Source organism: Pseudomonas sp. BN415 (genome assembly GCF_029871195.1).
In the GTDB taxonomy this organism is placed as follows: Bacteria; Pseudomonadota; Gammaproteobacteria; order Pseudomonadales; family Pseudomonadaceae; genus Metapseudomonas; species Metapseudomonas resinovorans.
In genome coordinates, this window is sequence record NZ_SSOK01000066.1 from 183,854 (window position 1) to 209,546 (window position 25,693).

Genomic DNA, 25,693 nt, shown 5'->3' on the forward strand with positions numbered 1-25,693 from the left:
GTGCGAGGCAGGCCGATATCGAGGGATACCCCCATGAGCGAGAAGAAAGCGGTCATATTATTGTCCGGCGGCCTGGACTCGGCCACCGTGGTCGCCCTGGCCCGCGCCGAAGGCTACGCCTGCTACACCATGAGTTTCGATTACGGCCAGCGTCATCGCGCCGAGCTGAATGCGGCGGAGCGCGTCGCCCGCCAGTTGGGTGTGGTGGAGCACAAGGTGATCGGCCTCAACCTGAATGGCATCGGCGGCTCCGCCTTGACCGACACCTCCATCGACGTGCCGGAGAGCCCGACCGAGGGCATCCCGGTCACCTATGTACCCGCACGCAATACCGTCTTCCTGTCCCTTGCCCTTGGCTGGGCTGAAGTGCTCGGCGCGCGAGATATCTTCATCGGTGTCAATGCAGTGGACTATTCCGGCTACCCGGATTGCCGCCCCGAGTTCGTCGAAGCCTTCGAGCGCATGGCCAACCTGGCTACCAAGGCCGGTGTCGAGGGAGAGGGCTTCCGTATCCGGGCGCCGCTGCAGAACCTGAGCAAGGCGGAAATCGTCCAGGCCGGTCTGCGTCATGGTGTGGAGTATGGGCTGACGGTGTCCTGCTATCAGGCCGACGACGATGGTCGCGCTTGCGGGAAATGTGACAGCTGCAGGCTGCGTGCGGCGGGCTTCGTAGCGGCCGGTGTTGAGGATCCAACGCGCTATCAATAATTTTTTCGAGGAGAGGTGTTGAATTCCTGAATAAAATCAGTATCATGCGCCTCGCGTTGGGTCGTTAGCTCAGTCGGTAGAGCAGTTGGCTTTTAACCAATTGGTCGTAGGTTCGAATCCTACACGACCCACCACCTTCAAAAGCCCGCCTTATCAAGGCGGGCTTTTTCGTTTCCGGGAGGCGAACTTTCGCGTCGAAACTCACCGTCCGCGACGGACGAAAGGTGCTTGCCGCAGCTGTCCCGGCGTTGCCAAATCTGCGTTATCATCCGCGACCCTCCCGTGGCACAGTGGCCACTGGGGGTGGGTGTATAATCGATTCCGCGCCATCGCGCTCGCAGGTTCAGCTCCTATGACACAGCTTTCCGAACGCTTTCTGGTCCAGGCCCATCTTGCCGCCAAGCAGCCCAAACAGCTGACGGCCGAGGAGGAGGCGCACTTTCGTGCCGCCATCGCCGCTGAGCTGAAGGCCAGGGATGCCGTGCTGGTTGCGCATTACTACTGCGATCCGGTGATCCAGGCGCTGGCTGAAGAAACCGGTGGTTGCGTTTCCGACTCCCTGGAAATGGCCCGCTTCGGCAACCAGCATTCCGCACAGACCGTGGTCGTCGCCGGTGTTCGTTTCATGGGCGAGACCGCGAAGATCCTCAACCCGGAAAAGCGCGTGCTGATGCCTACGCTGGAGGCAACCTGCTCGTTGGATCTAGGTTGCCCGGTCGACGAGTTCTCGGCCTTCTGCGACCAGCACCCTGAGCGCACTGTGGTTGTCTATGCCAACACTTCGGCGGCGGTCAAAGCCCGAGCCGACTGGGTCGTGACGTCCAGCTGCGCCCTGGAAATCGTCGAGAGCCTGATGGATAACGGCGAAAAGATCATCTGGGCGCCGGACCAGCATCTGGGCCGTTACATCCAGCGCGAAACCGGTGCCGATATGCTGCTTTGGGACGGTGCCTGCATCGTCCACGAAGAGTTCAAGGCCAAGCAGCTGCAGGACATGAAGGCCCTGTACCCGGAGGCTGCAGTGCTGGTCCATCCAGAGTCCCCCGAGGCCGTTATCGATCTGGCCGACGCGGTGGGTTCAACCAGCCAGCTGATCAAGGCTGCGCAGACCCTGCCGAACAAGACCTTCATCGTCGCCACCGACCGCGGCATCTTCTACAAGATGCAGCAGCTCTGCCCCGACAAGCAGTTCATCGAAGCCCCCACCGCAGGCAATGGCGCGGCTTGCCGCAGCTGCGCCCACTGCCCGTGGATGGCCATGAATACGCTGGAACGTACCCTGCAGTGCCTGCGCGAGGGCACCAACGAAATCTTCGTCGACGCGGCGCTGATCCCGCGAGCGGTCAAGCCGCTCAAGCGCATGTTGGACTTCACTCAGGCTGCACGCCTGAAGCAGGCCGGCAACGCCTGATCTCTCGAAAAAAGCCCGGACCAGTTCCGGGCTTTTTCGTTTCTAAGTGGACGTTGGTCCACATCACGATGTTCAGCGCATCATCTGCTTGAGCATCTGCTGCTGCTGGACCAGCTCCTGCTGACGGGCGTCGATGCGCGCGGCCAGTGGGAAGTTGCCACCGGCGCGGCGCTTGGCGAAATCCAACTGCTCGATGGCCTGGTCGAAGTCGCCCACCAAGGCGAAGTACTCGGCGCGCGCCTGGTGCAGGCCGATGGTATTGCCAGCCAGGCCGCGTACCTCGGCCACCTGATACCACACGTCCGGATCGTTCGGTCGGCTCTTGAGCAGGCCATCGAGTACCTTCTCGGCGTCTTTCGGCTTGCTTTGCTTGAGCAGGAGGTCACTGCGCATCTGCTTCAGCGGGTAGTTGTTAGGGTACTGGCCGAGCAGGCGGTCGACGCGCTGCTGGGCGTCGGCTAGGCGGTTAGCTGTGATGTCCAGGTCCACCTGGGCCAGGTTGTAAACGATTTCGTTCGGCGCCTTGGCCAGCAGCGGAGCCAGGTTCTCCTTGGCCTGGTTGAGCTGGCCGCCCTTGATCTGGGCAATGGCCAGGCCGTAACGGGCCGCGTCCAGTTTAGGATCTTCGTCGAGCAGGGCGCGGAAGCGCTTGGCGGCGATGCCTGGGGTTTCCTCGAACATCAATTGAACACGGGCGCGCATCAACTGATAGCGCAGGCTGTTCTCGACGCCACCGGGCGGTAGCTGTTCGGCGCGGTTGCGGGTGTCGGCAATCCGGTTTTCGGTCACCGGGTGAGTGAGGAGGAATTCCGGCGGCTTGGCGTCATAGCGGTACTGACGCATCAGGCGTTCGAACATGCGCGGCATGGCGCGTGGGTCATACCCGGCCTTCTCGAGGTTGAGCAGGCCGATACGGTCGGCCTCCTGTTCATTCTGTCGGGAGAATCGACGCTGTTCCTGGATGGCCGCGGCCTGGGTGCCCATGATGGCCGCCATGCCGGCGTCACCGGCACCGGCTGCTGCGGCAACGATGCCGGCGAGCATCGCGGCCATCACCGGTATCTGCATGCGCTGCTGGGCCTCGACGCCACGGGCGAAATGGCGCTGCGACAAGTGCGCCAGTTCGTGAGCCAATACCGAAGCGTACTCGGACTCGGTGGGGGCATAGAGGAAGAGGCCGCCGTTGACGCCAATGATCCCGCCAGGTGCCGCGAACGCGTTCAGCTGCGGGCTGTTGAGCAGCACGAACTCCAAGCGTCGGTCTTGCAGCTGGCTGGTTTCGGCCAGGCGGTAGACGCTCGTTTCCACGTAGTCCTTGAGCTGCGGGTCATTGAGTTGCGGTACTTGGCCGCGCAGCAGGCTCAGCCAGGCCCGACCGAGTTGATGTTCCTGTTCCGGGGATACGATGGAAGAGCTGGAGTCCCCCAGCGACGGCAAGTCGTCGGCCATGACGGGCGGGGCAAGAAGGCAGGCAAGCGTCAGCAGAGTGGGGCGCAGAAAATTCATGCACTGGGCTCGTTGGCGGCAAAGGCGTAACTGTAGCCTCCAGCGCGGCCAACTGGCCAGCGGCGCTCTGCGTTGGGTATCCTAACCGCCCGCTCAAGTTTTTCCGCCCTGCGACCTTCCCAGGGCGGTCGCCAGGTACCTTCTCCGGAGATTCACCATGACTGACACTGCCAGTCGAACAGATGCTTTCGACGTCGAGCTGGATGCCTGTGGCCTGAACTGCCCCTTGCCCTTGCTCAAGGCCAAGCTCGAGCTGAACCGCCTTCCCAGTGGCGCGGTTCTCAAGGTGATTGCCACCGACGCCGGCTCCCAGCGCGATTTTCGCGCCTTCGCGCAATTGGCCGGGCACCAGTTGTTGCGTGAAGAGGTCGAAGACGGCGTATTCCGCTACTGGCTGCGCAAGGCCTGACCCTGGCCCCGTATAGCGGGCCATCCAAGGATTTCCGATGCTCAAGGTGCTTCGCGACTGGATCCAGCGCTACTTCTCCGATGAAGAGGCTGTGGTGCTGGCTGTGGTCCTGGTTCTCGGCTTCACGGCCGTCCTTACCCTCGGCAACATGCTTGCGCCCGTGCTGGCGGGGATGGTGCTGGCCTTCCTCATGCAGGGGCTGGTCAACCTGCTGGAGCGATTGCAATTGCCGCAGACCCTGGCGGTGTGGGTCGTCTTCACGCTGTTCATCGGCGTCCTGGCGCTGATTCTCGGTGTGCTGCTGCCGCTGCTCTGGCAGCAGCTCAGCACCCTGTTCCAGGAGCTGCCGGGCATGCTTGGCGAGTGGCAGTCGCTGCTGCTGCTCCTGCCCGAGCGCTACCCGCACCTGGTAACTGACGAGCAGGTGCTCAAGGCCATCGAGGTCACACGCAGTGAAGTGGCCAAGTTCGGCCAGTGGGCGCTCACCTTTTCCCTCTCCAGCTTGCCGCTGCTGGTCAACATCATGATCTACCTGGTCCTGGTGCCCATCTTGGTGTTCTTCTTCCTCAAGGACCGTGAGTTGATCGGGCGCTGGATCAGCGGCTACCTACCCAGCGAGCGTGAGCTAATGACCCAGGTCTGGGATGAGGTAAATACCCAGATCGCCAACTACATCCGCGGCAAGGTGATCGAGATCGTCATTTGTGGCGCGGTCACCTATGTGGCCTTCGTCTGGTTGGGGCTCAACTATGCGGCGCTGCTGGCATTGCTGGTGGGGCTTTCGGTTGTGGTGCCTTACATCGGCGCGGTGGTGGTCACGGTGCCGGTGGCACTGATCGCGCTGTTCCAGTGGGGCTGGAGCGACCAGTTCATCTACCTGATGGTGGTCTACACCGTGATCCAGACCCTGGACGGCAACGTGCTGGTGCCGCTGCTGTTCTCCGAGGCCGTTAACCTGCACCCGGTGGCGATCATATGCGCTGTGCTGTTGTTCGGCGGACTCTGGGGCTTTTGGGGCGTGTTCTTCGCGATCCCTCTGGCGACCCTGTTCAAGGCAGTGCTGGACGCCTGGCCCCGTGCAGGGCCACAGAGTGTGGCACTGCAATGAAAGAAGGCCGCGATTGCGGCCTTTTTTCATCGGGGCGGAGCGTCAGCCCTGGTTCAGCGCTTGTGCAGCGGCGAGTACGGCGTCCACGTGGCCTGGCACTTTCACGCCGCGCCACTCCTGGCGCAGTACACCGTGTGCGTCGATCAGGAAGGTGCTGCGATCAACGCCCATGTATTCCTTGCCGTAGAGCTTCTTCAGCTTGATCACGTCGAACAGCTGGCAAAGTGATTCATCCTTGTCGGAGATCAGCTCGAAGGGGAACTCCTGCTTGCACTTGAAGTTCTCGTGGGACTTCATGCCGTCGCGGGAGACACCGAAGATCATTGTGTTCGCAGCCAGGAAGGCTTCGTGCTGGTCGCGAAAGCCCTGACCTTCGGTGGTGCAGCCGGGCGTGCTGTCCTTCGGATAGAAATAGAGCACTACTTGCTTGCCCCTGAGGGCCGACAGGGTGACTTCCAGGCCGCTGGTGGCCTGAGCGGTGAAGTCGGCGATGGGGTTATCCAGGGAAACTGCCATGTTTAACGACTCCTCAAGGGTGTTGCGGGCGCCAGGGTTCGATCAGGGCATCCAGGTTCAAGGCGTCAGCGAAGTCCAGGAACTGGTCGCGCAGCCAACTGATCTGGGTGCCGGCGGGCAGGGTCACTGTGATGGTGGCGTTGAGCATCGTGCTGCCGGTCTGTGGCGCCTGATAGGTGTCGCAGGTGAGGTTCTCCAGCTCGACGCGATGATCGGCGAAGAACTGGCACAGCTCGTTGAGGATGTCCGGGCGATAAGCGGCACTGACATAGGCTACGTAAGGCAGGGCCTGGGGACGTATCTCCATGGCGTTGCTGCGGGTTACGTTGGCGGTGAAACCATGGCGTTTCGACAGTGCCGACAGTCCCGCTTCCAGTCGCGCGAGGCCGTCCCAGCTGCCGGAGATCTGCAACACGATGGCGCAGAACTCGCCATGGCGGGTCAGGCGGCTGCTGACCACGGCGCAGCGGTTTTCCTGGCTGGCGCGGCACAGCACGTTGGTCAGCTCCGTCGGGTTACGGCCCAGGGCACTGATCAGAAGGAACTGTTCGCGGGGCGGGGTGGTGGACATGCAGCATTCCTAAAGAGGGGAGGGCGGCCGGGGCCGCGCTGTTCAAACGGAGAAGGTTAGCGAAAAGCGACGCCGAGGGAAATGCTGTAACCGCCTGACGGCGCTTGCGTTCACCTTGTGCAAGGCCAGAGCCGACAGTACCATTACGGCTCTCTTTTTCCGGCAGGAGCGGTTGCATGATTGCGGGCAGTATGGTGGCACTGGTTACGCCCATGGATGCACAGGGTCAATTGGACTGGGACAGCCTTTCCAAACTCGTTGACTTCCATCTTCAAGAGGGCACCAACGCCATAGTCGCCGTCGGCACCACGGGCGAGTCCGCCACGCTTGACGTCACCGAACACGTCGAAGTGATCCGCCGCGTCGTCGACCAGGTCAATGGCCGCATCCCGGTGATCGCCGGCACCGGTGGCAATTCCACCCGTGAGTCGGTCGAACTCACCGCAGCCGCCAAGAATGTCGGCGCCGATGCGTGCCTGCTGGTGACCCCCTACTACAACAAGCCGACCCAGGAAGGCCTGTACCAGCACTTCCGCCACATCGCCGAAGCCGTGGCGATCCCGCAGATCCTCTACAACGTACCGGGCCGCACCGTGTGCGACATGCTCCCGGAGACCGTCGAGCGCCTGTCCAAGATCAGCAACATCATCGGTATCAAGGAAGCCACTGGCGACCTGCAGCGCGGTCAGGAAGTCCTGAATCGTGTCAGCAAGGACTTCCTCGTCTACTCCGGCGATGACGCCACTGCTGTCGAACTGATGCTGATGGGCGGCAAGGGCAACATCTCGGTAACCGCCAACGTCACTCCGCGCGCCATGGCCGATCTCTGCGCCGCCGCCATGCGTGGCGAAGCCGAAGCCGCCCGTGCCATCAACGACAAGCTGATGCCGCTGCACAAGGCGCTGTTCATCGAGTCCAACCCCATTCCGGTGAAGTTCGCCCTGCACGAAATGGGTCTGATCCCCGACGGCATCCGTCTGCCGTTGACCTGGCTCAGCCCGCGTTGCCACGAGCCTCTGCGCCAAGCCATGCGCCAGACCGGCGTACTGGCCTAATTCCAAGGAAACATTCCGCATGAAGCGACTGGCCGGACTTTCCGCTCTCGCCCTGATCATTTCCAGTACCAGCGGTTGCGGCTGGCTCTGGGGCCAAGATGGCTATTTCCGCGACCGTGGCAGCGACTATCTGGAAGCACGCCAGACCGCACCCATGCAGCTTCCCCCGGATGCTGACGCCAAGCGCCTCGACCCGCTGCTGCCTGTGCCGATGAACGTCGCCGACAGCCGTGCCGAAGGCGAATTCGAAGTACCCCGCCCGCAGGCTCTCCAGGCCAAGGGTGAGGTCAGTGACTACAGCCTGCAGAAAAGCGGCGACTCTCGCTGGGTGGTTGCCCAGCGTGTGCCGGCGGAAGTGTGGCCGGTGGCTCGCCAGTTCTTCGAAGACGGCGGATTCCGTATCGCCGACGAGCGCCCGCAGACCGGTGAATTCAGTACCGATTGGCAGCGCCTCGACCAGCTCTCGGGCCCACTGGCCCGTCGCCTGGGCAGCCGCGTCAGCGGTGTCGAGCCGGACAGCGAAATCCGCGCTCGTGTACGTATCGAGCCGGGCGTGCAGCGCAATACCAGCGAAATCTTCGTCCTGACCACCACCCGTCCGGCCGGCAGCTCCGCTGACACCGGCTGGCCGAGCCGTTCCGACAGCCCGAGCCTCGAAGCAGCTTTGCTGGATGAAATGCTCGCGAGCATGGCCCGTAGCGCCGAACAGGGCGGTTCCGTGTCCCTGCTCGCCGCCCGCGACTTCGATGCGCCGAGCCGTGTGACCCTGTCTGAAGACGGTAACGGCAACCCCATGCTCAGCCTCGGCGCCGACTTCGACCGCTCCTGGTCCAGCGTCGGCCGTGCACTGGAAACGGGCGATGTCCGCGTCGACGACCTCAACCGCAGCCTGGGTGTCTACTACATCAACCTCGCGGAAGGTGCCTCAAAGGAAGACGAGAAGCCTGGCTTCTTCAGTCGCCTGTGGGGCAGCGATCCCAGCGAGGAAGAGATCGAGGCACGCGCCGAACGTTACCAGGTGCGCCTGACCCGCGTTGGCGACAGCGTGCAGGTCACCGTGGAGAAGGACATCAATACGGTGGCGCCTGCCGATGTGGCGCGTCGCGTGCTGACCCTGATCCAGGAAAACCTCGGCTAATCAGCGCCGCTTGGCGGCGCGACGTGGAAACAACAAGGCGAAACCCCCGGGTTTCGCCTGTTTCGTTTGATAAAGGCGGAAATGACATGAGCACACCTACCACCCTCAGTCTGAAGAAGATCTACTCGGGCAAGGTCCGTGACCTCTACGAAATCGACGACAAACGCATGTTGATGGTTGCCACTGACCGCCTTTCCGCGTTTGACGTGATCCTCGACCAGCCGATTCCGGAAAAGGGCAAGATCCTCACCGCCATCTCCAACTTCTGGTTCGACAAGCTCTCCGGTCTGGTGCCTAACCACTTCACTGGCGACAAAGTGGAAGACGTGGTGCCTGCCGCCGAACTGCCCCTGGTGGACGGTCGCGCAGTGGTGGCCAAGCGCCTGAAGCCCGTTGCTGTCGAAGCCATCGTACGTGGCTACATCGTCGGTTCCGGCTGGAAGGAATACCAGAAGACCGGCACCGTCTGCGGCATCCAGCTGCCGGCCGGCCTGAAAGAGGCCTCCAAGCTGCCTCAGCCCATCTTCACCCCCTCGACCAAGGCCGCTGTCGGCGACCACGACGAGAACATCTCCTTCGAACAGTGCGAAGCCATCATCGGCAAGGAACTGGCCGCCAAGGTCCGTGACACCGCCATCGCCCTGTACAGCACCGCCGTCGAGTACGCCGCCACTCGCGGCATCATCATCGCTGACACCAAGTTCGAGTTCGGCATAGACGAAGACGGCACCCTGACCCTGATGGACGAAGTGCTGACCCCTGATTCCAGCCGCTTCTGGCCGGTGGAAAGCTACGTCGAGGGCAAGAATCCGCCGAGCTTCGACAAGCAGTTCGTCCGCGACTGGCTGGAATCCACCGGCTGGAACAAGGAGCCACCGGCCCCGGCTGTGCCCGCCGATGTCGCGCAAAAGACTGCCGATAAATACCGCGAAGCCCTGATCAAGCTGACTTCCTGAACCGCTTTTTCTCCCCTCTCCCGTCGGGAGAGGGGCTGGGGGGAGGGATGTATTCTGTCGCAGGGACTACCCATTCTCGCAACCATCTGAAACCACGCGAAAAAATCACGCCCCGGGCTTCGCCAATTGCCACTGAGCTGGTATGATGCGCGCCGTTCGGGAAGATGCCGGAGTGGCCGAACGGGACGGATTCGAAATCCGTTGTGTCAGCAATGGCACCTAGGGTTCAAATCCCTATCTTCCCGCCATATTCAATGCCTAAGCCCCTGATACTCCTAGAGTTTCGGGGGCTTTTGCTTTTCAGGTCGGCCGAGTGTCGAAGAAGTGTCGAAAGTCTTCGACAGTCCGAAAGCGCCGGCATGGGTGCATACTGGTAGGCATCGAGTCTCCTTCCTGGTGAGGGTCTTCGATGTCTCATCCGCCTCCGGTAACCCACGGCGTTCCTGGCTTCGATGAGGACGCGGAAAAACTGCTCGGAGTCGTCCAGCGCACCGTGGCCGAGTTGCGGCCACAAGCGGCGCCGGGATTGCGCGTCAGCTTGCGCAGCGTGCTGGACCGCGACCTAGGCGTGGACAGTCTGGCACGGGTCGAGCTCTGGTCGCGTATCGAGCACGAGTTCGGTGTGCGTCTGCCGCAGGAGCTGTTCGCCTCGGCCAGTACGCCCGCTGATGTGCTGCAGGTGCTGCGCCGCCGTTCCATCGGTCGGTCTGGCCAGCCAGCCTCTGCGGCAGATCCTGTTGCACCCGAGATCGTCGAGTGGCAGGCCCCGGATACCGCAAGCACCCTGGTCGATGTGTTGAACTGGCATGCAGATCATCAGCCTGGGCATACCCATGTGCGCCTGCTGGGTGATGACGACCGCCCCGAGGACATCAGCTTCGGCGACTTGCAGCGCGAAGCGCGGCGGGTGGCCGCGGGGCTGCAACGCAGTGGCTTGCGCGCCGGACAAACCGCGGCGCTGATGTTGCCGACCGGCCGCGATTTTCTTCGGGGCTTCTTCGGCATCCTGCTGGCCGGTGGCATCCCAGTGCCCATTTACCCGCCGTTGCGCCTGTCGCAGATCTAGGATCACCTGCGGCGCCAGGCTGGCATCCTGCGCAATGCCGAGGCCAGAGTCCTGGTCACAGTGACGGAGGCGAAGCTGCTCGCCCAGTTGCTCCGGTCCCAGGTTCCGAGCCTTGCGAGAGTCGTCAGCGTTGCCGAGTTGGAGGGCGAGGAAAAGGAATGCATGACGCCGACGCGGCTACCGGCAGATATTGCTTTCCTGCAGTACACCTCGGGCAGCACCGGCCAGCCCAAGGGTGTGATGGTGAGTCATGCCAACCTGCTGGCCAACCTTCGCGCCATGGGTACTTCGCTCCAAGTGGGGCCACGGGATGTGTTCGTCAGCTGGTTGCCCATGTACCACGACATGGGGCTGATAGGCGCCTGGCTGGGCAGCCTGTACTACGGCTTCAGCCTCGTGCTGATGTCGCCGCTGGCTTTCCTGGCCAGGCCGGCCCGTTGGTTGTGGGAGATCCATCGTTTTCGCGGCACCCTGTCGGCGGCCCCCAACTTCGCCTACGAACTGTGCCTGAGCAAGATCAATGACGCCGAGCTCGAAGGGCTAGACCTGAGCAGTTGGCGCCTGGCCCTCAATGGTGCTGAGCCCGTCAACCCTGGCACTTTGCAGCGCTTCGCCGAGCGTTTTGCCCCTTACGGCCTGGAGCCCGGTGCGCTGGCACCGGTCTACGGCCTTGCCGAAGGCACCCTGGGTGTAGCCTTCCCGCCACTGGGGCGTGGGCTGCGGGTCGATCGGGTGCAGCGCGAGGCTTTTCAGGTCCGGGGGCAGGCCCTTCCCGCAGAAATCGACGACGGCGCCACCCTCAGTTTCGTCTCCTGCGGCCGGCCCTTGCCGGGCCACCAATTGCGCATAGTCGATGGCAATGGCATCGAGTTGCCCGAACGTAGGGAAGGCCGCTTGCAGTTCAGCGGGCCGTCCACCTGCGTCGGTTACTACCGAGCTTTGGACGAGACTCACAGGGTGCTGCGCGATGGTTGGATGGACTCCCTCGACCTGGCCTACATGGCTGATGGCGAGCTCTACCTCACCGGGCGGTCCAAGGACTTGATCATCCGCGCTGGACGCAACATCTACCCCTACGATGTCGAAGCGGCGCTCGGAGGCCTCGCGGGCCTGCGGAAGGGTTGCATCGCAGTATTCGGCAGCCCGGATTCGGCCACGGGCACCGATCGACTGGTGGTGATGGCGGAAAGTGCCGAGAAGGACCCGGCTGCGCGGCAGCGTTTGCGTCAGGCGATCAATCGAGTGGTGGTCGACCTTGCCGGAGTGCCGCCTGACGACATCGTTCTGGCGCCACCCCGGAGCGTGCTCAAGACCTCCAGTGGCAAGATCCGCCGGGCCGCCTGCCGCGAGCTGTACCTGCGTGACGAAGTGGGGCGGCCTGGCCTGGCCCCGTGGCGCCAGGTACTGCGCTTACTGGTGCAGACCATCCACGGCTATCTCGGACGTGCTTGGCGATCGGGCCGCAACCTGCCCTACGCCGTCTATATCTGGCTGCTGTTCTGGCTGGTCGCGCCGCTGACCTGGCTGGGCGTGGTGATCCTGCCGCGTCAGCATTGGTGCCGCGTCTTTACCCAGCTGGCCGCGCGTCTGTTCGTGCGCCTGGCCGGGGTGCCGTTCAGCGTCGAGGGCGTGGAGCACATGCCGAAGAGTGGGCCGAGTGTGCTGGCAGCCAATCATTCCAGCTACCTCGACGGTGTCATCCTCTGCGCGGCGCTGCCGCCGCGGTTCGCCTTCGTTGCCAAGCGCGAGCTGGCCAGCCAGTGGGTCGCGGGCCTGTTCCTGCGCAAGCTAGGCGCGCGCTTCGTCGAGCGCTTCGACCTGCAACGCAGCGTCGCGGACAGTGAGGCCCTGACCGAGGCGCTGGGGTCTGGCCAGGCCCTGGTTTTCTTCCCGGAAGGGACTTTCAGCCGCGCGCAGGGTCTGCGTCCCTTCCACATGGGCGCCTTCATGCTCGCGGCGAATGCGGGTGTTCCCTTGGTGCCGGTTGCCATCCGTGGCACGCGCACGGTATTGCGTGATGGCCAGTGGTTCCCGTTGAGGGAAGCGATCCACGTCAGTCTGTGCGCGCCATTGCTGGCGCAAGGGCCCGGCTGGTCGGGGGCTATCAGCCTGCGGGATGCGGCGAGGGCGGAATTGCTGGAGCACCTGGATGAATCGGAACGCGCCCTGAGTTCCGCGTGAGTTTGTGACGCAGCAAGTCTCTGCCTTTCAGGGCTCAGATCGCTGTCTTCCTGCCATGCATGCAAAGCCCCGCAGACGGAGGTCGGCGGGGCTTTTTACTTTTAAGGACTGAAGAGGCCCAGCGCCCTAAGCACTGGAACACATCCGCGCCGCATTGATCAGCCGCCCTTTGTCCTGCCAGGCATTCCGCTGAAACACGGAGTAGTGGTTCTGTCCTTGGCCGCTGGTGAGTTCGACAAGCCCGGATGCCTTGTCGGGGTCAGTGCTGCCAACGAACAGGAGTGTCTTGCCACTTTCCTCCGTGGTGAAGGTCTGGGCGTCTTGCCGAATACCGTCCTTCACACAGCTTATGTAGTCAGGATTAGCCCTGGTCGTGATGCCGGAGGTTCCGTCGCGGCTGGCTCTGATGTCGGGGTTGTGCGTACAGCCTGTTGCGATCAACAGCGCGGAAAGAAGCACGAAACTGCCACTACGGATCGATGCTGAAGAGGGGCCAGGGGTCATGTTTTTCATGGCGGTTGCTCCAGGCTGGTGCATTTGGCCGACCGGTGTGTGGCCGGCTGGCCGTTCGGGCAGGGCGCCTGGGAGCGGAGGTAATCGACGGGAGGGGCGAGAATCCTCCCCCCGGTGACCACTGCCTATGCGAATCAAGTGTATTCCCGACGGTCGCCATTGTTTGGTCGGCCGATTACTGGTCTTGGAGAGCGTTTCTCTTCCGCCTCTCCACCCGCCATCGAATATTCCCTGGAATTCCTGAAGTTCGTTAGATATTGCTTATCACGTGCATCTGGCAATGTGGTGCACCAGGAGCGATTCGTGATCGAATCGGATTACTGGGCGGAGCTGCGTCAGCTCTCTCTGAACGCACCTGCCGCGCATATCGCCATGGTGACCTTCCTGGAAGAAGCGACAGTCCCTTGGTCGGATGACCAGATGGCGGATTTTGCGCGGCTCGCGTTGGCTGGCCGGATGGCAATCAGCGCGTACACAACCTGCTGTTCACGCCTTGCGAGTCGAAGGTTGGTGCCGGCCCGATCGCGGCTGGCGGTTGGTGAGTTGGCTTTCGCAGGGGGGCTGACTGGCTTCAGGACAGCGGCTCGGCCACTCCCTCGATCAACCCTTCATCATCATTGCGCACATCATTTACCCGCGTGGACACTGCACGCCCCACGAAGTCACTGCGGGCCTTGGCCATGGCGCGCTGTACCTGCTCGTCAGTTGTATCGGGTGCCAGCCACAGGTCGAACTGCTCGGGCGCCAGCACCACTGGCATACGGTTGTGGATCGCACCGATGGAGGGGGCGGCTTCCCGGGTGAGCAGGGCGCAGGAGGTAATGGACTGGCCATCCGGGGCTTGCCAGGTGGCCCACATGGCGGCGAATGCCAGGACGGTGTCGTTCGGGCTGTAGAGGTAATAGGGCTGGTGGACCAGTCGGCCGCGGGCGTTGCGGACTTCCTCGTGTGGGTTCCACTCATACCAACCCAGGGCCGGCATGAGGCAGCGCTGCGTGCGCAGGCTCTGTCGCCAAAGGGGCTTGCTGGCGGCTTCTTCGCTGCGGGCATTACAGGACATGGTCGGTGGCTTCGCTTCCTTCCACCAGGCAGGGATCAGGCCCCAGCGGGCGGATGCCAGTTGCAGTTCGCCCTGTTCTCCCAGGCGCAGCGTCGGGACGATGCTGGTGGGCGCCACGTTGAAGCTCTGGACCCAGCGTCCGGAGTCGCGGGCGCCGATGTGCCAGTAGTCTTCGATGGCGCGTTCCGAGGGGCTGACATAGCGGCCGCACATGGCAGGTTCCTGTATCCGGGAATGGATTGAGCATAGGTCCTGCGAAGCCTTGGCAGGGGTGAATGACATGATGTGGCCACCTTTTTAGTGGCCAGGTGCCTGCATATCTGCAGCGAACTTCTGCGAAAAAGGCGACAAGCTGCACGTTTTTTACAAGAAGCTGGAAGAACTGAACGACCTTGCGCCAGTCTCTTCTCTCAGGCCTGCCCCCGAGGAAGCCGTACAGGACAGTGGCGCAACGCCATGGCAGGTCACCTACAGCCACTTCAAAAGGATTGAAGTCATGACCCACAAGAACAGCGTCAGACGTGTTGTTGGTTCCCTGGTTCTCGCCGCTTCCACTTCCACCCTTGCCGCTCCGGTGCCTGAAGGCGATGCCTTCACCGAATTCTGGAGCCCCGGTAAACCCAACCCCGCCCTTTGCAAGTCGCCGGTCTTGGTTGGGACGCCCCTTGGCCTGCCGCGCTGCCTGCAGGCGAACAACGTGATGCACCGCCTGCAGGAGCTGCAGGACATCGCCACCCTGAATGACGGCAACCGCGCCGCCGGCCTGCCTGGCTACCAGGCGTCGATCGATTATGTGAAGAAAACCCTGGAGCGCGCCGGCTATCAGGTGCAGGTGCAGCCGTTCCCCTTCACCGCGTTCTTCCCCAAGGGGCCGGGTACCCTGCAGGCATTGGCGCCACAGCCGGCGAGCTATGTCTGGGAGGAGGACTTCAACTACCTGTCGCAGACCGACCCCGGTGATGTCAGCGCCCCGGTGGTAGCGGTGGATCTGTCCCTCGGGGCTGGCAATGCCTCCACCAGCGGTTGCGAGGTGGAGGACTTCGCCGGCTTCCCCAGTGGCGCCATCGCCCTGGTCCAGCGCGGTAGCTGCAACTTCGAACTGAAAGCGGAGAACGCCGCCGCTGCGGGTGCGGCGGGGGTGATCATCTTCAACCAGGGCAACACCGAGGACCGCAAGGGCCTGGAGAACGTCACCCTGGGTGACACCTACGAAGGCGGTATCCCGGTGCTGTTCGCCACCTATGACAACGGCGTGGCCTGGTCCCAGACCGCCGGCCTGCAGCTACGCATGGTGGCGGATGTGATCCGCGAGAAGACGCAGACCTTCAACCTGGTGGCCGAGACCCCGCGCGGCAATCCGAACAATGTGGTGATGGCCGGTGCTCACCTGGACTCGGTATTCGAAGGCCCCGGCATCAATGACAACGGCTCGGGCAGTGCGTCTCTGCTGGAGATGGCCGTGCTCCTGCGCAAGGCGCATCCGCAGAACAAGGTGCGCTTCGCGTGGTGGGGGGCCGAGGAGTCCGGGTTGGTGGGCTCGACCTTCTACGTCAATAGCCTCAGCGATGAGGAACGTAAGAAGATCAAGGCGTACTTGAACTTCGACATGATCGGTTCGCCCAACTTTGGCAACTTCATCTATGACGGCGACGGTTCCTCTTTCGGCCTGCAGGGCCCGCCCGGCTCGGCTGCCATCGAGCGTCTGTTCGAGGCGTACTTCACGCTACGTGGCGAGCCGTCCGAGGGCACCCAGATCGACTTCCGCTCCGATTATGCGCAGTTCTTCGAAGTGGGCATCCCCTTCGGCGGCCTGTTCACTGGCGCCGAAGACATCAAGAGCGAAGAGCAGGCGCAGAAGTACGGCGGCGCTGCTGGCCAACCCTTCGATCCCTGCTACCACCAGGGATGCGACGACACCGCCAACATCGATCTGAACGCTCTGGAGATCAACGGCGACGCCATGGCCTTCGCCACCAGCTGGCTGTCACTGTCGACGAAGATCATCGACGACGAGATCGCCGCGGCTGCCGAGCAGGCGAAAGGCGCGACTACCCTGCGCCAACAGTCGGTGCGCCAGGTCGAGCGCTGGGGTAACCACTACATCAAATAACGAGACGAACGCCTGACCTGCGGGAGCCACGCGCTCCCGCAGGCCTTCTGTCTTTTCTGGATTGACCGGGAGAAGCCTCTACTATTTACTGTATATAAATACAGTATTCTTAGGATTTCCCCCAATGGCCTTGATGATTGTTCCTGGCCCTTTCGGCAGCCCTTCCCCGGGGCTGCCGTTTTTCTCTTCCGGCAATGGGCGGGCCTGATGGGCGCTGTCGTTGCCCTCGACGCCCTGCTCAACGAGCGGCGGGTCTGGAAAGGCCAGTCCGGTGGGCAGCCGACCGGCCGCGAGCAACCCACCGGCCATCGCGTTCTGGACAGCGTGCTGCCGGGTGGTGGCTGGCCTGAAGCCGCGCTCAGCGAGATCCTGGTTCCAGCCGCGGGCCTGGGTGAGCTGCGCCTGCTCTGGCCCACGCTGGCGCGGCTGACCGCCAGTGCCGAGCGCGTGGTGCTGGTGGCGCCACCGCATATTCCTTATCCACAGGCCTGGCGGGCAGCCGGCGTGGACCTGCGCTGGCTGGCGCTGGTGGAGGCCAGCGGCCGTGATGCACTCTGGGCGGCTGAGCAATGCCTGCGTTCCGGCAGTTGCGGCGCCGTGCTTTGCTGGCCGCAGCAGGCCGACGACCGTGCCTTGCGCCGCTTGCAGGTGGCCGCCGAAACCGGGCAGACCCTGGCCTTTGCCTACCGGCCGCTCGATGCTGCCCTCAACCCCTCGCCTGCGGCCCTGCGCGTTGCCGTTGATGGACAGCCGGCGCAGTTGCGGGTGCTCAAGTGCCGGGGTGGGCTGCCACCTGCCGCGCCCATTGTCCTGGCTCGGTAAAACCTCATGCGCTGGGCCTGCATATTGCTGCCGCAATTGGCGCTGGATGGCGTGCTGCGCGGCCACCCCGACCCCGAGGCGCCCCTGGCGCTGGTGACCGGTACACCCCAGCGCCGCGTGCTGCGTGCGCTCAACCCGGCGGCCAGGAGCCTGGGCTTGCGTCCCGGGCAGTCATTGACTGCTGCCCATGCCCTGACCCGTGACTTCGCTTTAGTGGAATACGACCCGGCGTCCATCGAGCGCTGGCAGCAGTTGCTCGCCGCCTGGGCCTATGGCTTCAGCTCCCAGGTCAGCCTGCGCTATCCGCGTTGCCTGTTGTTGGAGGTGGAATCCAGCTTCGCCCTGTTCGGCCCGTGGCCGCGCTTCGAGGCTCGACTGCGGGGGGAGCTGGCGGCCCTGGGTTTCCGTCACCGCATCGTAGTGGCGCCCAACCCGGTGGCGGCGCGGATATTGGCCAATGCCTACGATGGCCTGGCAGTGGCGAACCTGGGGGAGTTGCGCGAGGTCCTGGGGCGGATGCCGGTGGAGCGAGCTGGCCTGACTCGGGAAACCGTTACCGCGTTCATCCGCATGGGCCTGCGTACGGTCGAACAGGTGCTGGCGCTGCCCCGGAGCACGGTGGCCCGGCGCTTTCCGGCCGAGGTGCTGCAGCACCTCGATACCCTGCTCGGCGAGCGTCCGCTGGCGCTGGAGTGCTACCGGCCGCCGGATGAGTTCGACCTGCGTATCGAGCTGAATTTCGAGGTGGAATCCCACCAGGCGTTGCTCTTCCCCCTGCGCCGTCTCACCGCCGACCTGGCCGCCTTTCTCGCCAGCCGCGACAGCGGGGTACAGCGCTTCACCCTCTATCTGGAACACCGCGACATCCCGGACACACAGGTGCCAGTGGGTTTGCTCAGTGCCGAGCGCGAGGCGGCCATGCTCTTCGAACTGGCTCGTGGGCGCCTGGAGCAGTTGCAGGTACCGGCTCCGGTGCGTGCTTTCCGCCTGCAGGCGCGGGACTTGCCGGCCTTCGTACCGGAGCGGCGTGAGCTGTTCGATGAGCGTCCGCACCAATCCCTGCCCTGGGAGCAATTGCGCGAACGTCTGCGGGCACGCCTGGGGGACGATGCCGTGCACAGCCTGGCCGCTCGTGCCGATCACCGCCCCGAATGCGCCTGGCAACTGGACGTCGATGCCCCGCAGGTGCCGATCCTGGCTGGCCCACCGCGCCCCGGTTGGCTGTTACGTGACCCGGTGCTGCTGCGGGAGGGCAGCGTGCGCATCCTGGCCGGCCCCGAGCGCATCGAATCCGGCTGGTGGGATGGCAGCGATGTACGCCGTGATTACTACCTGGTGGAAACCCGTGGCGGCCAGCGTGGTTGGGCCTTCCGGGCGGTGAATGGGGAGGGGCCGTTGCTGTTGCACGGCTGGTTCGCATGAGCAACTACGCCGAGTTGCATTGCCTGTCCAATTTCAGCTTCCAGCGCGGAGCCTCCAGTGCCGACGAATTGTTCCAGCGGGCAGCGCGTCATGGTTACGCAGCCCTGGCGATCACTGACGAATGCACCCTGGCCGGTATCGTTCGTGCCTGGCAGGCGGCGAAGAAGGCTGAGCTGCCCCTGGTGATCGGCAGCGAGGTGCGCATCGATGGCGGGCCCAAGCTGGTACTGCTGGCGGAGAACCTGACGGGTTACCAGCACCTCTGCCGGCTCATTACCCAGGCCCGGCGGCGGGCGAAGAAGGGGGAATACCGATTACTTCGCGAGGACCTGAGCGAATCCACCGACGGCTTGCTGGCAATCTGGGTGCCCGATCGGGAAGACGACGACCGTGAAGGCCCCTGGATGCGCGAGTGCTTCCCCGAACGCCTGTGGCTGGCAGTGGAGTTGCACCAGGGCCCGGATGACGCCAGCCGCCGGGCTCGACTGCTGGCCCTGGCCGAGCGCCTCGAGATTCCTGCGGTAGCGACCGGCGATGTGCATATGCATGCCCGTGGCCGCCGCGCCCTGCAGGATTGCATGACTGCCGTGCGTCACCATTGCACCCTGGCCGAAGCGGGTCACCGGCTGTTCCCCAATGGCGAGCGCCACCTGCGTCGCCGCGAAGTGCTGGCCAGCCTCTACCCGCCGGAGCTGCTTGCCGAATCGGTGCGCATCGCTCGCCGTTGCGGTTTCAACCTGGACCAACTGAACTACCAGTACCCCCGTGAACTGGTGCCGGACGGCCAAAGCCCCACCACCTGGCTGCGTATCGTCACCGAGAAGGGGCTGGTCCGCCGCTGGCCCGATGGTGCGCCGGAGAAAGCCCGGATGCTGGTGGAGAAGGAGCTCGCGCTGATCGCCGAGCTGGGCTACGAAAGCTATTTCCTCACGGTATACGACATCGTCGAGTTCGCCCGCAGAGAGAACATTCTCTGCCAGGGGCGCGGTTCGGCGGCCAACTCGGTGGTGTGCTTTGCCCTGGGCATCACCGAGCTGAACCCATGCGATACCACCGAACTCCTGTTCGAACGCTTCATGTCCCGGGAGCGTAACGAGCCACCGGACATCGACGTCGACTTCGAGCACGAACGCCGCGAGGAGGTCATCCAGTACGTGTTCCGCCGATATGGGCGGGGCAGGGCGGCGCTTACCGCTGTGGTCAGCACCTATCACGGAGCCGGTGCCATTCGCGATGTGGCCAAGGCCCTGGGGTTGCCGCCGGACCAGGTCAACGCCCTGGCCGACTGCTGTGGCGGCTGGAGCGACCAGGCCCCCTCGGCAGAGCGCCTGCGCGAGGTGGGATTCGACCCGGACAGCCCGGTGCTGCGCCCGGTGCTGGCGCTGACCAACGAACTGATCGGCTTTCCCCGGCATCTCTCGCAGCACCCCGGCGGTTTCGTGATTTCCGAAGCGCCGCTGGACAGCCTGGTGCCGGTGGAAAACGCCAGCATGGCCGAGCGCACCGTGATCCAGTGGGACAAGGATGACCTCGACCTGGTGGGGCTGCTCAAGGTGGACGTGTTGGCGCTCGGCATGCTCAGCGCATTGCGTCGCTGCTTCGCCCTGATCGAGCGCTATCGCGGCACCCAATGGACCCTGGCCACGCTGCCCAGGGAAGACACCGCCACCTACGAGATGATCAGCCGCGCCGACACCATCGGCGTATTCCAGATCGAGTCGCGGGCGCAGATGTCCATGCTGCCGCGCCTCAAGCCCAGGACCTTCTACGACCTGGTGATACAGGTCGCCATCGTCCGGCCGGGGCCGATCCAGGGCAACATGGTCCATCCCTATCTGCGCCGGCGTAACAAGGAAGAGCCGGTGACCTATCCGAAGGAAGAGCTCATTCCCGTTTTCGAGCGGACCCTCGGCGTGCCGCTGTTCCAGGAACAGGTGATGCAATTGGCCATGGTTGCCGCCGACTACACCCCCGGCGAGGCCGATGAGCTGCGTCGCAACATGGCGGCCTGGAAGCGCCATGGCGGCCTGGAACACCATCGCCAGCGGCTCACTTCGCGAATGCTCGCCAAGGGGTATGAACAGACGTTCATCGAGCGGATCTTCGAACAGATCAAGGGCTTCGGCAGCTACGGTTTTCCCGAGTCCCATGCGGCCAGTTTCGCCCTGCTCACCTACGCCAGCTGCTGGCTGAAATGCCACGAGCCGGCCGCCTACGCCTGCGCCTTGATCAATAGCTGGCCCATGGGGTTCTACAGCCCCGACCAGGTGCTGCAGGACGCCCGCCGTCATGGCATCGAAGTGCGCCCGGTGGATGTGCAGCATTCCGACTGGGACTGCTCCCTGGAGCCGCTGGCGTTGGGGGGCGAACCGGCCATCCGCCTTGGGCTGCGCATGGTGAAAGGCTTTCGCGAGGACGATGCACGACGCATCGAGGTGACGCGGCAGGCTGCGCCTTTCAGCAGTGTGAGCGACCTCAGTCAACGCGCCCATCTGGATGCTCGCGCTCGCGAACTGCTGGCCGATTCCGGCGCCCTGCGCGGTCTGGCCGGTCATCGCCATCGGGCGCGCTGGGCGATGGCCGGGGTAGAGGTACAGGCGCCACTCTTCGCCGATCTGCCGGAGCAGGAGGAAGCGCAGGTGGCGTTGCCGCTACCCAGCGTGGCCGAAGACATGCTCACTGACTACGCAACGGTGGGCACCACCCTCGGGCCGCACCCCATGGCGTTGCTACGGAGTGCGCTACGCAAGCGGCGTTGCCGCAGTTCGCGGGAATTGCTGGCGGTGGAACACGGGTGGCAGGTCAGCGTCGCCGGCCTGGTGGTGGGTCGGCAGCGTCCGCAGACCGCCAGCGGGGTGATTTTCGTCACCCTGGAAGACGAACACGGCATGGTCAATGTGGTGGTCTGGCATGACCTGGCGGAACGCCAGCGCCGTGTGCTGGTGGGCTCGCAACTGCTGCAGGTGGATGGCCGCCTGGAGTCGGTGGACGGCGTGCGCCACCTCATTGCCCGACGCCTGCACGACCTCACGCCGCTGCTTGACGGGCTCGATGTGAAAAGCCGGGATTTCCACTAGGCAGACGCTCCATACCACGAAGAGCCGCATCCAAACGGATGTCTATTTCGCCGAAGATACCGACGCTTTGGCGGATTTTTCAGGGACGAACTCATTTGCCAAGGGGCGCATCGCGCCCCCGTTCTACAAGAAGTTCAGTGCGGAGTAATCGGAGAGTCTTTCGCTTTGTGCCGCCGGAACGAGCGGGAGGAGTGGGGCGGCGAAGGCCGGCCGTGGTGATGGTGGTGATGGTGGGAGATCCTGAGCATGGCCCACAGCAGCGCGACCGCTGCCAGCAGCCAGCCCATGATCATCAGGGCTATGAAAAATTCGGGACCCATTGCAAACCGCCTCTGGCGCCAAAGTGAAGGACGCACAACCGGAGTCTAGCCGCGACATTGTGACGGTCACTTGAAGCCGGCTGCCTTTGGTCGGCTGGCACGATGGAATCAGACGAGACGCCTATCCGCACTCCTGGTCCATGTTGCGCTTGGCCTTCTCGGTGGGTGCGTTTCGGTACTGCTCGGTCCAGAACTGACATTTGGCATCGTTCAGCCGACGCTGCTCCTCCAGGCGTTCCAGGCGCTCGTTGTCCGCGCGCTGGGTAGTGTTGTAGCGCTCCTCGTATTTCTGCAGGCGCTCTTCGCCCGTGCTCGGTGGTGTTGGCGCCGGCTGCGGCGATGCGGGTGGTGGGGTGAAGGCCTGGGCAACCGGGGTCTCCCTATCGGCCATATAGAACTGGTAGCCGAGGTAGGCGGTCAGGCTGATGGCGATGAAGCCGAGCCAGACTCCCAGTGCGACGCTGAGAGTCAGGACCGCGGGATTGAAGCTGATGCGCAGGATGCGACGTGGGCGAGCCATGGAGCCTCCGAGGCGATGGGCGGCTTTTTCAGTGTACCTCCAGCACCTCGAAGGTTTGGCTGCCGTTGCCAATGGTCAGCGTCACCTCTGCGCCTTCGACTTTGCCCAGCAGGGCCTGGCCCAGGGGCGAACGGGGGCTGATCACCGTGATTTCCTCGCCGTCGTCCACCACTTTCAGGCCAGCGGCTTCGGGGCCGAGGAACAACCGCTGCTCGCTGCCGTCTTCGGACGCCAGTAGCACCAGGGCGCTGAGCTGGATGCCGCGTGCGGGATCGAAGGGGCGCAGATTGAGGTTTTCGAACAGCCCCAGCGCCAGCTTGATCTCTGCGGCCCGGCGGGCCTGGCCGGTGGCCAGGTAAGAGGCTTCCAGGCCAAGGGTGTCGTATTTGTTTTCCGCGATGTTCTCGGCGTGGGTCGCCGCCTCGTAGGCAGTCTGTGCCGCGCGTTGCAGCACGTGCAGGTCGGCGGCGAGCTTGTCGAGGATCAGGCGATGGATATGGGCTTTGTCCATGGGGAACGTCGAGGTCGAAGGGGCAGGCGAAGCATTCTAAGGGGCCAAGCGCGGTGGCGGGAAACAGGTCCGTACAAGAAGGGACGAACCTGTGCACAGAGTTGGCGCAAAAGTACGGTCGTACCAGCTTGGCGAAAGACCTGGCGGCCCCATTTCATGCCATTCGTCGTCGTCTGGAACACCCGTGCAACATAGGTTCTAGCCGCTTCTCCGAGGAAAATGCCCCGTAACGGGGCGGGCAGGGTATTGACAGTTTCAAGTTGTGCACAGTCGCGAAGCAGCCTCGCAAACGGCTACCGAAATCCCCTGTAAACGCTTGATTCTCTATGGCGAATTCGTAAGTGCATGAAAAATAAGGATTTTTATAATTGGTGAAAAAATCATCAGTTTGAGCGGAAGCCACGGTGCATAAGCACTTGGTGACGTTTCGAGCATCTTCTTCACAGAGTTATCCACAGCTTCTGTGGATTGTCCCGAGCACTTGCTCTAGAACGCGACCTGCAGCAATTGCAAGACTTTACCTGCCGCGAAAAAGGAGTAGAGTTGCGCGCCTTTCCGGCCACCTGCCTCTTTTCATGAAGTACCGCGTTCCCGCCGACTCCATTGCCAATCAGCAAACCTTGCCGACCCGTGTTGCCCTCTGGCTGCTGGACAGCCCGCGCCTGGGCCAGACGCCGAGCGTGAAGCGGTTCGCCGGCAAGCTGCTCAAGCAGCCGGCACGAGAAGGTGTGGTGGCGGCCCAGAGCCGACTCGGGCAAATGCTCTGCCGCGACTGCGGCAACCAGCGTGACCGCCGCATCGGCCTGGACATGCTGCGACAGGCCGCCCGTGCCGGTGATCGCCGTGCCCAGCTCGAGTTGGGTCGCCTGTGCAGCCAGCCGCGCATCAACGAGCCGGAACAAGCCCGCCACTGGCTGGAACAGGCCGCTGCCCAGGGATCCCACGAAGCCAAGCGCCTGCTCAGCCGCCTCCCGCTGCAATCCTGATCGCGCCGCGCGCCGCTGGGTATACTCGCGGCATTCCAGCGCGGAGCCGCTCATGCCCCTAGATATCCCCAACCTGTTGCTTGGTCTGCTGGCCGCCGCCGTGCCCCTGCTGGGCCTGGCCTGGCAGCAGCACCGCAAGCTCACCGCTCTCCAAACCGAACACATCCTGCTTGAAGAGCGTCTGGCCAATGCCCAGCTGGCCCAGGACGGCCTGGCCGTCCAACTGGATGACAGCCGCGACGAGAACCGCGAGCTCAGCCAGCTCAATGCCGCCCAACAGGCCGAGTTGGCGGCCCTGCGCCGCGAGGCCGAATTGCTCGGCGTTGAACGCCAGAGCGCCCGCGAAGCCTTGCTGGCGTGGAACCAGGAACGTGAGCGCAAGGATGCCGAGTTGCGCCGCCTGGATGCCGATCGCGCCGGTCTGGAGGCCGAATTGCGCGAGCAGCGTGAGGCCCACGAACAGCGCCTGGGCGACCTGCAGGCCGCCCGCGACGACCTGCGCGCACAGTTCGCCGAACTGGCGGGGAAGATCTTCGACGAGCGCGAACAGCGGTTCGCCGAAACCAGCCAACAGCGCCTCGGCCAGTTGCTCGACCCGCTCAAGGAGCGCATCCAGGCCTTCGAGAAGCGGGTGGAAGAAAGCTATCAACAGGAAGCCCGCGAGCGCTTCTCTCTCGGCAAGGAGCTGGAGCGCCTGCAACAGCTCAACCAGCGTCTGGGGGACGAAGCCACCAACCTCACCCGCGCCCTCAAAGGCCAGAAGACCCAGGGCAACTGGGGCGAGCTGGTGCTGGAACGGGTACTGGAGCATGCCGGCCTTGAGAAGGGCCGCGAGTACCAGACCCAGGTCAGCCTGAAGAGCGCCGAGGGCGAGCGCTTCCAGCCCGATGTGCTGATCCAGTTGCCGGGTGACAAGCAGGTGGTGGTGGACGCCAAGGTCAGCCTGACCGCCTACCAGGCGCTGGTCGCCGCCGACGACGAGAACACCCGCAGCCAAGCCCTGAAACAGCACGTATTGTCCCTGCGCAGCCACCTCAAGGGGCTGTCGGTGAAGGACTACCAGCGCCTGGAGGGCCTGCACAGCCTGGACTTCGTGCTGCTCTTCGTGCCTATCGAAGCGGCCTTCGCCGCTGCCTTGCAAGCGGACCCAGGGTTGTTCCAGGAGGCCTTCGAGCAACACATCGTGATCGTCAGCCCGACCACCTTGCTGGCCACCCTGCGGGTGATCGATAGCCTCTGGCGTCAGGAGCGGCAAAGCCAGAACGCCCGGGAAATCGCCGAGCGAGCGGGAGCGCTGTACGACAAGTTCGTTGCCTTCGTCCAGGACCTGGACGAGATGGGCAGCCGTCTGCAGCAACTGGACAAGGCCTATGCCAATGCCCGCAACAAGCTCGTGGAAGGCCGCGGCAACCTGATCAGCCGGGTGGAAAACCTCAAGCTCCTCGGCGCCCGCGCCAGCAAGAGCCTGCCCAATGACCTGCTGGAGCGGGCGACGGGGTTGCCGCTGCTGGATGAGCAGATAGAGGGCTGAGGTTGTTGGGCAGATCTCCGGTCTGCTTGGCGAATGAATTGGCTATGTCTGCATTAAGTGTTGCAAGCACCTGCATCGCCCGTAGGAGCTGGCTTGCCAGCGAATGGCCGCGTTTCGCCGGCAAGCCAGCTCCTACAAGGCTCTTGGCCCGATGGTCAATCTCTCGCAACAGCTAACGCAGACATAGCGTCTGAAT

Annotated in this window: 20 protein-coding genes, 2 tRNA genes and 1 pseudogene; 16 read left to right on the forward strand and 7 right to left on the reverse strand. The window is 63.7% G+C overall.

Translation table 11 applies throughout. The features are described from left to right. Positions 1-33: 33 nt before the first annotated feature. The 3 genes from queC (at position 34) to nadA (ending at position 2,119) form a co-directional block, all read left to right on the forward strand. On the forward strand, positions 34-708 hold the full coding sequence (queC, locus tag E8F20_RS24990) for a 7-cyano-7-deazaguanine synthase QueC (protein ID WP_280286146.1): 675 nt from the start codon (positions 34-36) through the stop codon (positions 706-708). 58 nt (positions 709-766) lie between these two features. Next, positions 767-842, forward strand: a tRNA-Lys gene (locus E8F20_RS24995). 218 nt (positions 843-1,060) lie between these two features. Next, a complete protein-coding gene (gene nadA, locus E8F20_RS25000) occupies positions 1,061-2,119 on the forward strand; it encodes a quinolinate synthase NadA (protein ID WP_280286147.1) in 1,059 nt (352 codons plus the stop codon). A gap of 72 nt (positions 2,120-2,191) precedes the next feature. Here the strand turns inward: nadA and E8F20_RS25005 are convergent, their stop codons facing one another. Beyond that, a complete protein-coding gene (locus tag E8F20_RS25005; protein WP_280286148.1) occupies positions 2,192-3,625 on the reverse strand; it encodes a M48 family metalloprotease in 1,434 nt (477 codons plus the stop codon). A gap of 157 nt (positions 3,626-3,782) precedes the next feature. Here E8F20_RS25005 and E8F20_RS25010 point away from each other — a divergent pair, with 157 nt between their 5' ends. Further along, a complete protein-coding gene (locus E8F20_RS25010) occupies positions 3,783-4,034 on the forward strand; it encodes a sulfurtransferase TusA family protein (RefSeq protein WP_028627608.1) in 252 nt (83 codons plus the stop codon). Positions 4,035-4,071: 37 nt separating this feature from the next. Next, the gene (locus E8F20_RS25015) at positions 4,072-5,142 is read left to right on the forward strand and encodes an AI-2E family transporter (RefSeq protein ID WP_280286149.1); all 1,071 of its coding nucleotides are present in this window, start codon (positions 4,072-4,074) and stop codon (positions 5,140-5,142) included. 42 nt (positions 5,143-5,184) lie between these two features. Here the strand turns inward: E8F20_RS25015 and E8F20_RS25020 are convergent, their stop codons facing one another. Further along, positions 5,185-5,658, reverse strand: coding sequence for a peroxiredoxin (locus E8F20_RS25020; RefSeq protein ID WP_280286150.1), 474 nt, complete (start codon positions 5,656-5,658; stop codon positions 5,185-5,187). 13 nt (positions 5,659-5,671) lie between these two features. Then, positions 5,672-6,229, reverse strand: coding sequence for a glycine cleavage system protein R (locus tag E8F20_RS25025; RefSeq protein ID WP_280286151.1), 558 nt, complete (start codon positions 6,227-6,229; stop codon positions 5,672-5,674). Between the two features lie 176 nt (positions 6,230-6,405). Here E8F20_RS25025 and dapA point away from each other — a divergent pair, with 176 nt between their 5' ends. The 5 genes and pseudogenes from dapA (at position 6,406) to E8F20_RS28420 (ending at position 12,625) form a co-directional block, all read left to right on the forward strand. Beyond that, a complete protein-coding gene (gene dapA, locus E8F20_RS25030) occupies positions 6,406-7,284 on the forward strand; it encodes a 4-hydroxy-tetrahydrodipicolinate synthase (protein ID WP_280286152.1) in 879 nt (292 codons plus the stop codon). A gap of 19 nt (positions 7,285-7,303) precedes the next feature. Next, positions 7,304-8,422 carry an outer membrane protein assembly factor BamC gene (gene bamC, locus E8F20_RS25035; protein WP_280286153.1) on the forward strand — a complete coding sequence of 373 codons (1,119 nt, stop codon included), beginning with the start codon at positions 7,304-7,306 and terminating at the stop codon, positions 8,420-8,422. An 86-nt stretch (positions 8,423-8,508) separates the two neighbouring features. Beyond that, entirely contained in the window at positions 8,509-9,378 is an 870-nt protein-coding gene (locus tag E8F20_RS25040; RefSeq protein ID WP_280286154.1) for a phosphoribosylaminoimidazolesuccinocarboxamide synthase, read from the forward strand. 158 nt (positions 9,379-9,536) lie between these two features. Further along, positions 9,537-9,626, forward strand: a tRNA-Ser gene (locus E8F20_RS25045). Between the two features lie 161 nt (positions 9,627-9,787). Further along, positions 9,788-12,625, forward strand: a pseudogene (locus tag E8F20_RS28420) (AMP-binding protein). Between the two features lie 126 nt (positions 12,626-12,751). On the opposite strand, the gene E8F20_RS25060 reads toward E8F20_RS28420, so the two are convergent. Further along, positions 12,752-13,138, reverse strand: coding sequence for a hypothetical protein (locus E8F20_RS25060; RefSeq protein ID WP_280286155.1), 387 nt, complete (start codon positions 13,136-13,138; stop codon positions 12,752-12,754). Between the two features lie 571 nt (positions 13,139-13,709). Beyond that, positions 13,710-14,411 (reverse strand): SOS response-associated peptidase, encoded by a 702-nt coding sequence (locus E8F20_RS25065; protein ID WP_280286156.1) that lies wholly within the window; start codon positions 14,409-14,411, stop codon positions 13,710-13,712. Between the two features lie 283 nt (positions 14,412-14,694). On the opposite strand from E8F20_RS25065, the gene E8F20_RS25070 reads away from it, so the two are divergent. The 4 genes from E8F20_RS25070 to E8F20_RS25085 all read left to right on the forward strand — a co-directional run bounded on the left by E8F20_RS25070 (position 14,695) and on the right by E8F20_RS25085 (position 21,629). After that, entirely contained in the window at positions 14,695-16,308 is a 1,614-nt protein-coding gene (locus E8F20_RS25070) for a M28 family metallopeptidase (protein ID WP_280286157.1), read from the forward strand. Positions 16,309-16,515: 207 nt separating this feature from the next. Beyond that, on the forward strand, positions 16,516-17,130 hold the full coding sequence (imuA, locus tag E8F20_RS25075) for a translesion DNA synthesis-associated protein ImuA (RefSeq protein ID WP_280286158.1): 615 nt from the start codon (positions 16,516-16,518) through the stop codon (positions 17,128-17,130). Positions 17,131-17,136: 6 nt separating this feature from the next. After that, positions 17,137-18,552, forward strand: coding sequence for a DNA polymerase Y family protein (locus E8F20_RS25080; protein WP_280286159.1), 1,416 nt, complete (start codon positions 17,137-17,139; stop codon positions 18,550-18,552). Continuing rightward, positions 18,549-21,629 carry an error-prone DNA polymerase gene (locus tag E8F20_RS25085; RefSeq protein ID WP_280286160.1) on the forward strand — a complete coding sequence of 1,027 codons (3,081 nt, stop codon included), beginning with the start codon at positions 18,549-18,551 and terminating at the stop codon, positions 21,627-21,629. The genes E8F20_RS25080 and E8F20_RS25085 overlap by 4 nt, the downstream gene beginning before the upstream one ends. A gap of 441 nt (positions 21,630-22,070) precedes the next feature. Here E8F20_RS25085 and E8F20_RS25090 read toward each other — a convergent pair whose 3' ends face one another. Further along, on the reverse strand, positions 22,071-22,469 hold the full coding sequence (locus tag E8F20_RS25090; RefSeq protein ID WP_280286161.1) for a hypothetical protein: 399 nt from the start codon (positions 22,467-22,469) through the stop codon (positions 22,071-22,073). Positions 22,470-22,497: 28 nt separating this feature from the next. Further along, complete coding sequence (locus tag E8F20_RS25095; protein WP_280286162.1) at positions 22,498-22,980, reverse strand: GreA/GreB family elongation factor; 483 nt, start codon at positions 22,978-22,980, stop codon at positions 22,498-22,500. A gap of 575 nt (positions 22,981-23,555) precedes the next feature. Here E8F20_RS25095 and E8F20_RS25100 point away from each other — a divergent pair. Both E8F20_RS25100 and rmuC read left to right on the forward strand, forming a co-directional pair. Continuing rightward, positions 23,556-23,966: an SEL1-like repeat protein gene (locus E8F20_RS25100; RefSeq protein ID WP_028627624.1), complete on the forward strand. Its 411-nt coding sequence runs from the start codon at positions 23,556-23,558 to the stop codon at positions 23,964-23,966. A 166-nt stretch (positions 23,967-24,132) separates the two neighbouring features. After that, positions 24,133-25,497: a DNA recombination protein RmuC gene (gene rmuC / locus E8F20_RS25105; protein ID WP_280286188.1), complete on the forward strand. Its 1,365-nt coding sequence runs from the start codon at positions 24,133-24,135 to the stop codon at positions 25,495-25,497. The last annotated feature ends 196 nt before the right edge of the window (positions 25,498-25,693 follow it).